Here is a 14,106-nt window from a genome sequence, read left to right as displayed (position 1 = left end):
GGAGAAGGTCCAATCGCACCATGTGGTACGCACACAACCCCGGCCGACGCGCACTCCAACTCCTGGGCGACGGCGCCGCCCTGCTGTGGATTGCGCTGTGGGCAGCGGCGGCGCTGGCGGCGCACCGGCTGGCACAGCTGGCCTCCCAGCCGGCCCAGCACCGCCCCCGTATCCCGCTCCTCGGCAGCTCGGTGGACGGAGCGTTGCGGGGCGTGGCCCACGCGGGCGACAGGATCGTGGACGCGGCACCGGCCCCGCAGGGCCCGGCGGCCGCACAGGCGCTCGCGGTCCTGGGCGCGGTGGCGCTCTTCGTGATCCCGGTGGGCCTGATGCTCACGGTGTGGCTGCCCCGCCGCATCCGCTGGACGCGCCAGGCCGCGGCAGCGCAGGAGCTGGCCTCGACGGAGGACGGCCGTGAACTGCTGGCGCTGAGAGCGCTGTTGCGCCCGCTGGACGAACTGGCGGCGACGGCGGAACTGCTCCCGGCCGCCATCGGCGGAACCCCGGACCAAGACCCTGACCTGGACCCGGACCTGGATCCGGACCTGGACGTCCCCCCGGACCCCGGTCCCGGCTGCCTCGCGAAGGGCTGGCGGGAGGCGGACCCTGTGGTGCTGGACGCGTTGGCGCACGCGGAGCTGCAGCGCCTGGGGCTGCGTGCATAAAGCCCCTGGCACCCAGAGAATCGCGAAGGCCCCCCGGAACCAAGAGGATCCCGGGGGGCCTTCACCACGCATCAGGCACGTCGGACGCGCCAGGGCACGTCACACGCGTCAGGCCTGAGGCAACCGCTCCAACTGCTGCTGGATACGGGCGATGTCCTCGTCCGCCTTGGCGAGGCGCCCACGGATCTTGTCGACGACGGCGTCCGGTGCCTTCGCGAGGAACGCCTCGTTGCCGAGCTTGCCCGTGGCCTGGGCCTTCTCCTTCTCGGCGGCGGCCAGATCCTTGGCGAGGCGCTTCCGCTCGGCCGCCACGTCGATCGTGCCGGACAGGTCGAGCGCGACCTGCGCACCGGCGACCGGCAAAGTCGCGGTGGCCGAGAACGCGTCGCCCTCGGGCTGCAGCCGCAGAAGCTGCCGGATGGCCGCCTCGTGCGGGGCGAGCGCGGTCCCGCCGAGGTCGAGCCGGGCCGGCACGCGCTGACCGGGCTGCAGGCCCTGGTCTGCACGGAAGCGCCGGACCTCGGTGATGACCTGCTGAAGCGTCTCGATCTCGCTCTCGGCGGCGGCGTCACGGAAGCCACTGTCCTTGGGCCACTCGGCGATCACGAGCGTCTCGCCACCCGTCAGTGTCGTCCACAGCGTCTCAGTGACGAACGGGACGATCGGGTGCAGCAGACGCAGCGTCACATCGAGGACCTCGCCGAGGACTCGGCCCGAGACCTTCGCCTGCTCGCCGCCCTCGAAGAACGTCGTCTTCGACAGCTCGACGTACCAGTCGAAGACCTCGTCCCACGCGAAGTGGTAGAGGGCGTCGGAGAGCTTGGCGAACTGGAAGTCGTCGTAGAAGGCGTCGACTTCGGCGACGGTCTTGTTGAGCCGGGACAGGATCCAGCGGTCGGTCGCCGTCATCTCCTCCGGCGCCGGCAGCGGGCCCTCGACGGTCGCGCCGTTCATCAGCGCGAAGCGCGTCGCGTTCCAGATCTTGTTGGCGAAGTTACGAGAGGCCTTGACCCAGTCCTCGCCGATCGGCACGTCGGCACCCGGGTTGGCGCCGGTGGCCAGGGTGAAGCGCACGGCGTCGGAGCCGTACGCGTCCATCCAGTCGATCGGGTCGACCGCGTTCGGGTTCGACTTCGACATCTTCTTGCCGAACTCGTCGCGGACGAGACCGGTGAGGGCGACGGTCTTGAACGGGACCTGGTCCTCCATGGCGTACAGGCCGAACATCATCATCCGGACGACCCAGAAGAAGATGATGTCGTGGCCGGTCAGCAGGACGTCGGTCGAGTAGAACTTCTCGAGGTCCGGGGTCTTCTCCGGCCAGCCGAGCGTGGAGAACGGCCACAGGCCGGACGAGAACCAGGTGTCGAGGACGTCCTCGTCCTGGGTCCAGCCCTCGGCCTCCGTGCCGGGGATCGGGTCGTCGGGGCCGACGCACACGACTTCGCCGTTCGGCCCGTACCAGACGGGGATCCGGTGGCCCCACCACAACTGGCGTGAGATGCACCAGTCGTTGAGGTTGTCGACCCAGTCGAAGTAGCGCTTCTCCATGTCCTTCGGGTGGAGCGCGACGCGCCCGTCGCGGACCGCGTCACCGGCGGCCTGGGCGAGCGTGTCGACCTTGACCCACCACTGCAGCGACAGGCGCGGCTCGACGGTGGTCTTGCAGCGCGAGCAGTGTCCGACGGAGTGGACGTACGGGCGCTTCTCTGCGACGACGCGGCCCTGCTCGCGCAGGGCGGCGACGATCGCGGAGCGCGCCTCGAAGCGGTCGAGGCCCTGGAAGGGACCGTGCACGGTGATGACACCGCGCTCGTCCATGATCGTCATGGACTCCAGGCCGTGCCGCTGGCCGATCGCGAAGTCGTTCGGGTCGTGCGCGGGCGTCACCTTGACGGCGCCGGTGCCGAACTCGGGGTCGACGTGCGTGTCGGCGACGACCGGGATGGTCCGGTCGGTGAGCGGCAGCTTGATGTGCCTGCCGATCAGGTGCGCGTACCGCTCGTCGTCGGGGTGCACGGCGACGGCGGTGTCACCGAGCATCGTCTCGACGCGGGTCGTGGCGACGACCACCGTCTCGTCACCCTCGCCGTACTTCAGCGAGACGAGCTCGCCGTCGTCGTCCTGGTAGTCGACCTCGATGTCCGAGATCGCCGTCAGGCAGCGCGGGCACCAGTTGATGATGCGCTCGGCGCGGTAGATGAGCCCGTCGTCGTACAGGTTCTTGAAGATGGTCTGGACGGCCTTCGACAGGCCCTCGTCCATGGTGAAGCGCTCACGCGACCAGTCGAGGCCCGCGCCGAGGCGCCGCAGCTGGCCGAGGATCCGGCCGCCGTACTCGTCCTTCCACTGCCACACGCGGTCGGTGAACGCCTCGCGGCCCAGGTCCTGGCGGGACTTGCCCTCCTCGGCGAGCTGCTGCTCGACCTTGTTCTGGGTCGCGATGCCGGCGTGGTCCATGCCGGGCAGCCACAGCGTCTCGTAGCCCTGCATGCGCTTGCGGCGCGTGAGGGCGTCCATGAGCGTGACCTGGAAGGCGTGGCCCAGGTGGAGCGCGCCCGTGACGTTCGGCGGGGGGATGACGATCGTGTACGGCTCCTTCTCGCTGTTCGCGTCAGCGGTGAAGTAACCCCGGTCTACCCAGCGCTCGTACAGCGCCCCCTCTACCTCGGCCGGCGCGTACTGGGTCGGCAGTTCGGTGGTGGGCGCTGGATTCTGCTGCTGAGTGTTCTCGGTCACGGGCCCAGTTTAGGGGCGCGGCAGGGGTGCCCCGAAACCGGATTCCCGTGCGACGCGGCGGCTGCCCCGGCCGTCTGGAACAACCTTTCAACAACATGGCACCGATCCGCCCCCGGGTTCCCCACACACGGTCACCTTCCGCCAGGATGTTCGGAACGCATAAGCATCGGGAGGGGAACCCCAGAAATGAGCTACAACCAGCCGGGCCCGTACGGCGGGCAGCAGCCTCAGCAGCCCGGACCCTACGGCCAGCAGCAGCCGGGCCCCTACGGCCAGCAGCCCCCGGCCGCGCCCCAGCCCGGCTACGGCTACCCGCAGCAGGCCCCGCAGGGCGTGCCGCCGCAGCAGCCCCCGTACGGCCAGCCGCAGCAGCCGTACGGCCAGCCTGGCGGCTACAGCCAGCCCCAGCAGCCGGGCCCCTACGGCCAGCAGCCCCAGGCCCCCTACGGGCAGGTCCCTCCGCCCCCGCCCGGTGGCGGCAAGAAGAAGACGGGCCTGATCATCGGCGCGGTGGCCGTGGTCGCGGCGATCGGCGTGGGCGCGTACTTCATGTTCGGCGGGGGCGGCTCGTCCGTGGCGGACGACGGCCCGCACAAGCTGACGACGCCGGCGACGGTGCTCACGGAATACAAGAAGTCCACGACCGACAGCCAGGACGGCCTCAGCGACAACGACGTCAAGGACGCCGAGAAGAACGGTGTCAAGAACGCGAAGGCCGTCAACGCGGCCTATCAGTCCGCCGATGGGTCTAACCCCCTCGCCGGCAAGTTCCTAAAGTTCATGGGCGTCTATGGCCAGATCGATGACCCGGAGAGTGTCGTCGACTCGATGTTCACCAAGATGAAGGAGCAGTCGACCGCCGACAGCTCGTCCACCGGTGAGCTGACCGGCAGCCCGCAGAGTTTCGACGCCGACGGCGCAGTGGTCAAATGCCAGGAGACCCGCGTCAAGAACGAACAGGGCGACGGCACCTCCGCCTCCGGACCCAAGGAGATTCGGATGCCGCTGTGCATCTGGGGCGACCACAGCACGGTCGGCGTGGTCATCCCGGTCGACATGGCTCTCGCCGCGACGGGCAAGAGCCCGGACCTGAAAGCCGCGGCAGATAAGACCACCAAGCTGCGCGCGGAGGTCCGAGTCAAGGCCTGATGCCACCGGTCGTACCCGAAGCCGCCGACGCAACGCCGATCCGCAGGCTGTGTCACAGCTCACTCCCAATCGAAAGTAAGTGCGCCTTCCGACCTCGCGATGCATGATCACTCAGGGTAATCCCACCTATCGGCCAGCGATTTGCCCAAGTGAAAGGTGAGCATGCGACACAAATACAGATTCTCGGCGCTCCTCTGCTCGGCGGTCGCTGTCGCCGCCATTCCATTGGCAGCAGGACCGGCTGCCGCCGCGGAAGCTGACAGCTCGTGCGCCCTGAAGCACCCCATCCTGGGCCCGATCCCCGTCGTCGGGGAAGTGCGCGCCTCCTGGAACTGGGCCGGCCCCGACTCATTGGCGTCTGTGCACCTGGAAGCCGAGGACACGAAGACGGACAGCGCGCACCCCGTCGTCCGCTTGGTGACTGAGAGGCGAGGCGGAGACATTCACTACTGGTCCTGGCACCACAACACGAAGGGCTCCAACACCACGGACGCGTGGAATACCAGCGCCTCTGACACCGCGGGCATCACCCGCGCGTGGATCCAGGGCGGCCTCTTCGACGGCTCGGATCTACTCTCGACCTGCACAGGAACGAAGAAGGTCAACCCGGACTAGTCACAGCTCTGCCGCACAGACGAGCGGTGCCCGGCACACTTCTGTGCCGGGCACCGCTCGTGAACGTTCCGCCGCCTACGCCGACTTCTGTTCGCCGCTGCCCGAGCCACGGGCGTCCCGCGGAATCAGCGTCGGGTTCACGTTCGAGTGGACGGCCTCTGCCGTGATGACGACGCGGGCCACGTCCTTGCGGGAGGGGACCTCGTACATCACGGACTGGAGGACTTCCTCCATGATCGCGCGCAGGCCGCGCGCGCCGGTGCGGCGCAGGATGGCCTGGTCGGCGATGGCCTCCAGGGCCTCGCGCTCGAAGTCCAGCTCCACGCCGTCGAGTTCGAAGAGGCGCTGGTACTGCTTCACCAGGGCGTTGCGCGGCTCCAGGAGGATCTGGAGGAGCGCCTCGCGGTCCAGGTTGTGGACCGAGGTGATGACGGGGAGACGGCCGATGAACTCGGGGATCATCCCGAACTTCACCAGGTCCTCCGGCATGACCTCCTGGAACTGGTCCTTCTCCTCCAGCTCGCGCTTGGAGTGGATCGTCGCGCCGAAGCCGATGCCCTTGGCACCCGCCCGCGACTCGATGATCTTCTCCAGGCCGGCGAACGCGCCGCCCACGATGAACAGCACGTTGGTCGTGTCGATCTGGATGAACTCCTGATGGGGGTGCTTGCGGCCGCCCTGGGGCGGGACGGAAGCCGTGGTCCCTTCGAGGATCTTGAGCAGGGCCTGCTGGACGCCCTCACCGGACACGTCGCGCGTGATCGACGGGTTCTCGCTCTTACGGGCGACCTTGTCGATCTCGTCGATGTAGATGATCCCGGTCTCGGCCTTCTTGACGTCGTAGTCGGCCGCCTGGATCAGCTTCAGGAGGATGTTCTCGACGTCCTCGCCCACATAGCCGGCCTCCGTGAGCGCCGTCGCGTCGGCGATGGCGAACGGAACGTTCAGCATGCGGGCCAGGGTCTGGGCCAGGAGCGTCTTGCCCGAGCCCGTGGGGCCCAGGAGCAGGATGTTGGACTTCGACAGCTCGATCGCGTCGTCGCGTCCCTGGGCTCCGCCGTTCTCACCGGCCTGGACCCGCTTGTAATGGTTGTACACAGCGACCGAGAGGGCTTTCTTCGCGGCCTCCTGGCCGACGACATAGCCCTCGAGGAACTCGTAGATCTCGCGAGGCTTGGGAAGTTCTTCCCAGCGGACCTCGCTCGTCTCCGCGAGCTCTTCCTCGATGATCTCGTTGCAGAGGTCGATGCACTCGTCGCAGATGTACACACCGGGGCCTGCGATGAGCTTCTTGACCTGCTTCTGGCTCTTTCCGCAGAACGAGCACTTGAGCAGATCGCCGCCGTCACCGATGCGTGCCACGAGGTGCTTCCCCTTCGCCTGGGAGACGCTCGCGTAAGCGGCTCCTGGTGCCTGTATCCGACGGTACCTTGCCGGGCCCCCCGTTCGGGCCCCCCTTGGCACGGTTCACTTTGACGTGAACCGTGCCAAGGAGCGGCAGACGATACAGCGCTGCGTCACGCGACCGCGGAGTTGTTCATCTTCCGGGTGGAGATGATCTGGTCGATCAGGCCGTACGCCAGGGCGTCCTCGGCCGTGAGGATCTTGTCGCGCTCGATGTCGTCGCGGATCTTCTCGATCGGCGTCGTGGAATGCTTGGCCAGCATCTCCTCGAGCTGCTCACGCATCCGGAGGATCTCGTTCGCGGCGATCTCCAGGTCGGAGAGCTGCTCACGGCCGGTGCCGCCGGAGGGCTGGTGGATCAGGACGCGGGCGTTCGGCAGCGCCATGCGCTTGCCCGGCGTACCGGCGGCGAGGAGCACGGCGGCCGCGGAGGACGCCTGGCCCATGCAGACCGTCTGGATGTCCGGCTTCACGAACTGCATCGTGTCGTAGATGGCCGTGAGGGCCGTGAACGAGCCGCCGGGGCTGTTGATGTAGATGGAGATGTCACGGTCCGGGTCCATCGACTCAAGGCACAGGAGCTGCGCCATGACGTCGTTGGCGGACGCGTCGTCGATCTGCACGCCGAGGAAGATCACGCGCTCCTCGAAGAGCTTCGCGTACGGGTCGTACTCACGCACGCCCTGCGAGGTGCGCTCGACGAAGCGCGGGATCACGTAGCGGTTGTCGACCTGCGGGCCGGTGTACAGACCGCTGCCGGGGATGTTGTTCATGGTCGGTGTTCCGTCCTGGTGAGGTGGGCTGGGATGACCGCGTAACCGGGGATCAGGCCCCGGTGCCGCCGCCGCCCGGAACACCCGTAGCGGCACTGATGATCTCGTCGATGAGGCCGTACTCCTTGGCCTCTTCGGCGGTGTACCAGCGGTCGCGGTCACCGTCACGGATGATCGTCTCGACGGTCTGCCCGGAGTGCCGGGCCGTGATCTCCGCCATGCGCTTCTTCGTACGCAGCAGGTACTCGGCCTGGATCTTGACGTCCGAAGCCGTACCTCCGATGCCGGCGGAGCCCTGGTGCATCAGGATGTCCGTGTTCGGAAGGGCGAAGCGCTTGCCCGGGGTGCCGCCGGTCAGCAGGAACTGGCCCATGGAGGCGGCCATGCCCATGCCGATGGTGACGACGTCGTTCTGGATGTACTGCATGGTGTCGTAGACCGCCATGCCGGCCGTCACAGAACCACCGGGGCTGTTGATGTAGAGGTAGATGTCCTTGTCCTGGTCGGCAGCGGCCAGGAGGAGCATCTGGGCAGTGATCTTGTTGGCGATCTCGTCGTCGACCTGCTGGCCTAGGAAGATGATGCGGTCGTTGAGCAGTCGGCTGTAGACCTGGTCGCCGAGGCCACCACCGAGGGACGGCTCACCGGCGGCGGAAGGCATCAGATTCGTCACGTATCCACCTGCTCGTCTCTGACGGCAACGCGCCGTCTCGCGTCTTATCCGGAGGGCCGGGGAACCGCACCTGCACACCGCCCTTCGGCGGCGGCCGCGGGGACTCATCTGCCCTCGTATTCATGGACCCTAACGCGCGGGTCCCTTCGGTGAATCCCGCAAGGGGAACTGTTCGCTGTGAGCGCATGTCGCGCCCCGTCAGGGGCGCGCGGAACCGCGCGCGAGCCCTCCGCCGGGCAGTACCGGGACCCAGGCGGGAAAGGGGCGGGCCCCCAGGGTGCCGCGAGGCGGCGTCCTGGGGGCCCGTGAAGCGTGCGGAGCCGGGATCGGCTCAGGCCTCGTTCTTCTCCTCGGCGTCGGCGGAGGCGTCCGCCTCGACGGTCTCGCCGGCGGCAGCCGACTCGTCCTCGTCGTCCTCGAGGTCGACGATCTCGCCGTTCGTGTCCTTGACCGTGGCGGCCTCGACGACGACCGCGAGGGCCTTGCCGCGGGCGACCTCGCCGACCAGCATCGGGACCTGGCCGCCTTCGACGACAGCCTGGGCGAACTGGTCGGGGGACATGCCGGAGGACTGCGCGCGCCGCATGAGGTGCTCGGTGAGCTCCTCCTGGTTGACGTTCAGCTTCTCCTTGTTGACGAGCTCGTCGAGGACGAACTGCGTCTTGATGCCCTTGACGGCCTGCTCGGCGGTCTCGGCGTCGAACTCCTCGACCGTCTTGCCCTGGATCTCGAGGTACTTCTCGAGGTCGAGGCCCATCTGGCCGAGCTGGTGGTGCTCGAGGTTGTGCTTGCGGGTCTTGACCTCGTCCTCGAGCAGCTTCTCGGGAACGGGGACCTCGACCAGCTCGAGCAGCTTCTCCAGGACGCGCTCCTGGGCCTGCGTGGCCTGGTCGTACTGCTTCATGTTCTCGAGGCGCTTGCGGCTGTCGGCCCGCAGCTCGTCGAGGGTGTCGAACTCGGAGGACAGCTGCGCGAAGTCGTCGTCCAGGGACGGCAGTTCACGAGCGGCGACCTGGGTGACCTTGACGGTGACCTCGGCCTCCTTGCCCTCGGCGGAGCCGCCCTTGAGCTCGGAGGTGAAGGTGGCCTCGCCACCGGCCTCCAGGCCCTTCACGGCCTCGTCGATGCCCTCGAGGAGCTCGCCCGAGCCGATCGTGTACGAGACGCCGGACGCGATGCCGTCCTCGAGCACCTCGCCGTCGACCTTGGCCTCGAGGTCGATCGTGACGACGTCGCCGTCCTCGGCGGCCCGCTCGACCGGGGAGGTGGAGGCGAAGCGCTCACGGAGCTGCTCCACCGACTTGTCGACGTCCTCGTCGCTGACCTCGATGGCGTCGACCTCGACCTCGATGCCGGAGTAGTCCGGAATCTCGATCTCGGGACGGATGTCGACCTCGGCGGTGAAGTTCAGCGTCTCGCCGTCCTTCAGCTCCGTGATGTCGACCTCGGGCTGGCCCAGCACGTTGAGCTCGGCCTCGTTGACCGCTTCGGTGTAGAACTTCGGAAGCGCGTCGTTGACGGCCTCCTCAAGCACGGCACCGCGGCCGAACCGCTGGTCGATGACGCGGGCAGGGATCTTGCCCTTGCGGAAGCCCTTCACCGTGACCTGCTGGTTGATCTTCTTGTACGCCGCGTCGAGGCTGTCCTTGAGCTCCTCGAAGGGCACCTCGATGCTGAGCCGAACCCGGGTCGGGTTCAGGGTCTCCACGGCGCTCTTCACGGTTCGGTCTCCTTGGGGGCTGACTTCTGGGTTCCTGCCCGGTTAAGAGACACACGGGCACGCAGCTTGCATAGTAACGGCAAGCCGGAGCCGTCCCACAACGCGATCTTGAGGAGGCGTTCAACCGCTTGAGACGCTGCTGTTGCGACGCTGGTCGGGGTGGCGGGATTTGAACCCACGGCCTTCCGCTCCCAAAGCGGACGCGCTACCAAGCTGCGCCACACCCCGTCGGTGCGACACGTAGGGTACATGCACGCGGCCGGTGCGGCTCCCGCATTACGAGCGGTGTGAATGCGGTGTGCGGCGAGGGTCCGGGACCCGCTACGATGCTTCCCGTTGCCGCGGTCACCGACCTGCGGCGCGAACGGTGCGGGCGTAGCTCAATGGTAGAGCCCTAGTCTTCCAAACTAGCTACGCGGGTTCGATTCCCGTCGCCCGCTCTTGTGACCCCGGGCCCGGTTCTCATGAACCGGGCCCGGGGTTTTTCACGTCCTGGGCCGGACAGACTCCCGAGCGGTCAGAACTGGATCGAGTTGATCGTGTCCGCTATCGAGTTCAGGAACCTCTGGATGTCGTCGGCCATTCCGGTCGAGGCCAGGAAGAACCCGAACAGGACCGCCACTACGGCAGGTCCGGCCTTGATCGACCCTCCCCGGATCAGCACCACGAGAATGATCGCCAACAGCAGTACCACTGACAGCGAAATGGCCACACTGATCACACCCTAGGTCGGTCCGCTCTCCCGGCCCGGGGGGTACGACCCCGCACACCCCCGCCAGAACCATCGTGCCACCAACACGGCCCCCGTATGCGGCGGGTGACGCATCGTCGGCCACTCCCCTGCGGCGGCGCGCCGGCCCCGCACCCGTGGGGCACATGATCAGCGCGTGTTCCCCGGGCAATTTCGCGGGTCCCCGTGGCCGGTAATTCGGCCTGATCGTTTCCATGCACACACAGCACGTCCACATCGTGGGCACGCGGGATCACGCATGCGTCGTTCGCCGTTAATTCGAATTGTCGCTGGGGCCACATCCGAGGTGGTCGAGTGCGGCCGATATGCACTATTTAATCAGGATGAGAGTGGTCATAACGGACTCATCTGGATGCCTCCCGAAGTCCCGCCGGAAGACCTGCGAAAACTTCGCCATCGCTATGCCGACTTCTCCGAATCGGGGGTACTCGCGCGGTAAGGAGGATTTGGCGTGAGGGTTTTACGAAATACCGCGGGCGCCGCTAGGGTGCCTCAGATGTTCCGCGCTGCCCCCACCCGAGCCCCGCTCCCTGCGGCACAGACGGCCCCCGCCCATCAGCCACCGAATACGGCAGCCGCTCCCCCCACACCGGCCGCCAAGCCCGCGAAACAGCGGGACGCGTTCTTCGACAACGCCAAGTACCTGGCCATCGTGCTGGTCGCGATGGGCCACTCCTGGGAACCGCTGACGGATCACAGCCGCGTCGCCGAGGCGCTCTACATGACCGTCTACACGTTCCACATGCCGGCGTTCATCGTGATCTCCGGCTACTTCTCCCGCAGCTTCGACATGCGGCCCGACCGGCTCCGGCGGCTCATCACCGGGGTCGCGGTGCCGTACGTGATCTTCGAGGTCGCGTACACCTTCTTCAAGCGCTGGGCGGACGACGATCCGACGCAGCCCTTCAGCCTGCTCGACCCCTGGTACCTGACCTGGTTCCTGGTCGCCCTGTTCGTGTGGCGGCTCACCACCCCGCTGTGGAAGATCGTCCGCTGGCCGGTGCCGCTCGCGGTCGCCATCGCCGTACTCGCCTCCGTCTCCCCCGACATCGGCGACGACCTCGACCTCCAGCGCGTCCTGCAGTTCCTCCCCTTCTTCGTGGTCGGCCTGTTCCTGAAGCCCGAGCACTTCCAGCTGGTGCGCCGGCGTGAGGTGCGCATCCTGTCCGTGCCGATCTTCGCGGCGGCCCTGGTGCTGGCCTACTGGGCCGCTCCGCGGATGACGTCGGCGTGGTTCTACCACCGCGACAGCGCGCAGGAGCTGGGCGCGCCGTGGTGGGCCGGTGCCGTGATGACGTTCGCTCTCTTCGGCTGCTCCGTCGTCCTCACCGCATGCTTCTTCGCGTGGGTGCCACGGCGGAAGATGTGGTTCACCGTGCTGGGCGCGGGGACGCTGTACGGCTACCTGCTGCACGGCTTCATCGCGAAGGGCTCGCGGTTCTGGGGCTGGTTCGACGACTACCCCTGGCTGCACACGCCGCTGGGCGAGGTGTTCGTGACGGTCGTCGCGGCCTCCCTGATCACGGCCCTGTGCACTCCCCCGGTCCAGCGCATGTTCCGGTTCGCGATGGAGCCGAAGATGGAGTGGGCGTTCAAGAAGGACGCGGCCGAGGTGGCGCGGGACCGTGGGCGGGTCCGCGCCTGAGGGTGCCGTCGCCGTTTGCCGGGTGCGCGGGTGCGGGTGGCGGGTGCGTGAGGGCTTGTCGCGCGGTTCCCCGCGCCCCCTATAGGGGCGCGTTGCCTACGGGGTCTCGTTGATACCCAGCAGGGCCCTCATCCTCGCGTATTTCCTTGTCAGGCGGTCTCTCGTCGGTGCGTCCAGAGCCGCCAGGCGGGCGGGGTCGGCGTTGTGGGCCAGGTCCGACTGCTTCACCAGCAGCGCGCCAGGAGTGGCCAGAATTCGTTGCGCGTAGGCCTCTTGAGGCTCTCCGGGGCGCTTGGTGAGGGCGAGGACGACGGCCTTCGTGCGGTCCGTGAGGTCCGCCGCGGCCAGCCACTGCGGCGACAGCGCGTCGTCCTCGATCGCGTCGTGCAGCCAGGCCGCCGCGATCTGCTCGTCGTCGCCGCCCCGGGCGCGCACACCTTCGGCGACCGCCTCCAGATGTTCCGCGTAGGGGCGTCCGGCCTTGTCCGTCTGGGTGACGTGGGCCCCGCGTGCCAGGGCCTCCACCTCGGCGAGGGTCAGCATGCGGCCGACCCTACGGCCTGCGCGGGCCGCTTTGATCGAGAGGCCTTGCCCACCATGCGGGCCGCCGGCGGAACGGGGGTGGAGAGAACCCCACTCCGGGCCACGGAAATGGTTTGGTAAGCTAACTATTGACGCGTTCTTGACTCCCTCTTGACCTGAACCGGCCATCTGACCAAGCCAAGAACGGAAGGAACGGACCCATCGGACATGCAGACACCTTGATAGCCATGGGCGGCGCCTTTCTCGCCGCCGCCGTCCTCGCCCGCCTCGGCGGACGCATCGGACTCCCCACCATCCCCCTGTTCATCCTGGCCGGGATCCTCCTCGGCCCGCACACACCCGGCATCGTGCTCGTCGCCGACCCGCACGACCTGGAGATGCTCTCCGCGCTCGGCCTGGTCCTGCTGCTCTTCTACCTCGGCCTCGAATTCCATCTGGACGACCTCAAGACCGGCGGCCGGAAAATGGCCGTCGCCGGCGGCACGTACCTCGCGCTGAACGTCGGCGCGGGCCTCGGCTTCGGATTCGCCCTCGGCTGGGGCACCTCCGAGGCTCTGGTCCTCGCCGGGGTCCTCGGCATCTCCTCGTCGGCGATCGTCACGAAGGTCCTGGTCGACACCGGCCGCCTCGGAAATCCGGAGACCAGGCCGATCCTCGGGATCATCGTCGTCGAGGACGTCTTCCTGGCCCTCTACCTGGCCGCGCTCCAGCCGATCCTGTCCGGCGCGGACAGTCTCGCGTCGGCGGTCATGGACGGCGGCAAGGCGTTCGGCTTCCTCCTGCTGCTCGCGCTCGCGGCGCGCTTCGGCACCCGCATCGTGGGCCGCCTCTTCAACACCAAGGACGACGAGCTCCTCGTCATCTCCTTCCTCGGCGCGGCCGTGTTCGTCGCCGGGGTCTCCGAGTGGTTCGGGGTCGCGGACGCGATCGGCGCGTTCATGGTCGGCCTGATGCTCGGCTCCACCACGTCGGGCGAGCGCATCCGCAAGCTCGTGCACCCCCTGCGGGACGCGTTCGGCGCGATCTTCTTCTTCGCGTTCGGCCTCTCCATCGACCCGGGCGACCTGCCGACGGTGCTGTGGCCGGTCCTCGCGGCCGTCGCGGTGACGCTGGTGATGAACGTGCTCGCGGGACTCGGGGCGGCGCGCGTGTACGGGTTCGGGCCGGGCCCCGCCGCGAACATCTCCACGACGCTGCTCGCCCGGGGCGAGTTCGCCCTGATCCTCGCCACGATGGCGGCGGGCGCGGGCCTGGACGAGCGGCTGTCGCCGTTCATCGCGGGTTACGTACTGCTGCTGGCCGTCCTCGGACCGATGGCGGCGGGCCGCTCGGAGTGGCTCGCGCGGGTCCTTCCAGGGGGGCGCGGGTGCCGGTCTTCGGTGGCTGGTCGCGCAGTTCCCCGCGCCCCTTAGGCATGCGGCTTCGCCGC

Annotated in this window: 12 protein-coding genes and 2 tRNA genes; 6 read left to right on the top strand and 8 right to left on the bottom strand. The window is 68.0% G+C overall.

What is annotated here, in order from left to right:
- Positions 1-20 precede the first annotated feature (20 nt).
- Positions 21-665, top strand: a complete 645-nt coding sequence (locus tag ACWIGU_RS13550; RefSeq protein ID WP_454400381.1) for a hypothetical protein — start codon at positions 21-23, stop codon at positions 663-665.
- A 108-nt stretch (positions 666-773) separates the two neighbouring features.
- Here ACWIGU_RS13550 and ACWIGU_RS13545 read toward each other — a convergent pair whose 3' ends face one another.
- Positions 774-3,404, bottom strand: a complete 2,631-nt coding sequence (locus ACWIGU_RS13545) for a valine--tRNA ligase (protein ID WP_454400379.1) — start codon at positions 3,402-3,404, stop codon at positions 774-776.
- Positions 3,405-3,590: 186 nt separating this feature from the next.
- On the opposite strand from ACWIGU_RS13545, the gene ACWIGU_RS13540 reads away from it, so the two are divergent.
- Positions 3,591-4,553: a hypothetical protein gene (locus ACWIGU_RS13540; RefSeq protein ID WP_454400377.1), complete on the top strand. Its 963-nt coding sequence runs from the start codon at positions 3,591-3,593 to the stop codon at positions 4,551-4,553.
- Between the two features lie 162 nt (positions 4,554-4,715).
- On the top strand, positions 4,716-5,168 hold the full coding sequence (locus ACWIGU_RS13535; RefSeq protein WP_454400375.1) for a hypothetical protein: 453 nt from the start codon (positions 4,716-4,718) through the stop codon (positions 5,166-5,168).
- A gap of 75 nt (positions 5,169-5,243) precedes the next feature.
- On the opposite strand, the gene clpX is transcribed toward ACWIGU_RS13535, so the two are convergent.
- The 5 genes from clpX to ACWIGU_RS13510 all read right to left on the bottom strand — a co-directional run bounded on the left by clpX (position 5,244) and on the right by ACWIGU_RS13510 (position 9,966).
- Positions 5,244-6,530, bottom strand: coding sequence for an ATP-dependent Clp protease ATP-binding subunit ClpX (gene clpX, locus ACWIGU_RS13530; RefSeq protein WP_266564255.1), 1,287 nt, complete (start codon positions 6,528-6,530; stop codon positions 5,244-5,246).
- Positions 6,531-6,685: 155 nt separating this feature from the next.
- Positions 6,686-7,345, bottom strand: coding sequence for an ATP-dependent Clp protease proteolytic subunit (locus ACWIGU_RS13525; protein WP_454400373.1), 660 nt, complete (start codon positions 7,343-7,345; stop codon positions 6,686-6,688).
- A gap of 52 nt (positions 7,346-7,397) precedes the next feature.
- Positions 7,398-8,006 carry an ATP-dependent Clp protease proteolytic subunit gene (locus ACWIGU_RS13520; protein ID WP_116513663.1) on the bottom strand — a complete coding sequence of 203 codons (609 nt, stop codon included), beginning with the start codon at positions 8,004-8,006 and terminating at the stop codon, positions 7,398-7,400.
- 343 nt (positions 8,007-8,349) lie between these two features.
- Positions 8,350-9,738, bottom strand: a complete 1,389-nt coding sequence (gene tig, locus ACWIGU_RS13515; RefSeq protein WP_454400371.1) for a trigger factor — start codon at positions 9,736-9,738, stop codon at positions 8,350-8,352.
- 151 nt (positions 9,739-9,889) lie between these two features.
- Positions 9,890-9,966, bottom strand: a tRNA-Pro gene (locus ACWIGU_RS13510).
- 141 nt (positions 9,967-10,107) lie between these two features.
- Between ACWIGU_RS13510 and ACWIGU_RS13505 the strand changes: the two genes are divergently transcribed.
- Positions 10,108-10,178, top strand: a tRNA-Gly gene (locus tag ACWIGU_RS13505).
- A gap of 77 nt (positions 10,179-10,255) precedes the next feature.
- On the opposite strand, the gene ACWIGU_RS13500 is transcribed toward ACWIGU_RS13505, so the two are convergent.
- Positions 10,256-10,450: a hypothetical protein gene (locus tag ACWIGU_RS13500; protein ID WP_100594330.1), complete on the bottom strand. Its 195-nt coding sequence runs from the start codon at positions 10,448-10,450 to the stop codon at positions 10,256-10,258.
- A gap of 535 nt (positions 10,451-10,985) precedes the next feature.
- On the opposite strand from ACWIGU_RS13500, the gene ACWIGU_RS13495 reads away from it, so the two are divergent.
- Positions 10,986-12,134, top strand: coding sequence for an acyltransferase family protein (locus ACWIGU_RS13495; RefSeq protein WP_454400369.1), 1,149 nt, complete (start codon positions 10,986-10,988; stop codon positions 12,132-12,134).
- 96 nt (positions 12,135-12,230) lie between these two features.
- Here the strand turns inward: ACWIGU_RS13495 and ACWIGU_RS13490 are convergent, their stop codons facing one another.
- The gene (locus ACWIGU_RS13490) at positions 12,231-12,677 is read right to left on the bottom strand and encodes an HD domain-containing protein (RefSeq protein ID WP_454400367.1); all 447 of its coding nucleotides are present in this window, start codon (positions 12,675-12,677) and stop codon (positions 12,231-12,233) included.
- A 227-nt stretch (positions 12,678-12,904) separates the two neighbouring features.
- Between ACWIGU_RS13490 and ACWIGU_RS13485 the strand changes: the two genes are divergently transcribed.
- On the top strand, positions 12,905-14,089 hold the full coding sequence (locus tag ACWIGU_RS13485) for a cation:proton antiporter (RefSeq protein WP_454400366.1): 1,185 nt from the start codon (positions 12,905-12,907) through the stop codon (positions 14,087-14,089).
- The last annotated feature ends 17 nt before the right edge of the window (positions 14,090-14,106 follow it).

It is taken from the genome of Streptomyces sp. NPDC055400 (assembly GCF_053644375.1).
The sequence above is the reverse complement of the archived record's forward strand: the minus strand, read 5'-3'. Positions and strand labels throughout refer to the sequence as shown.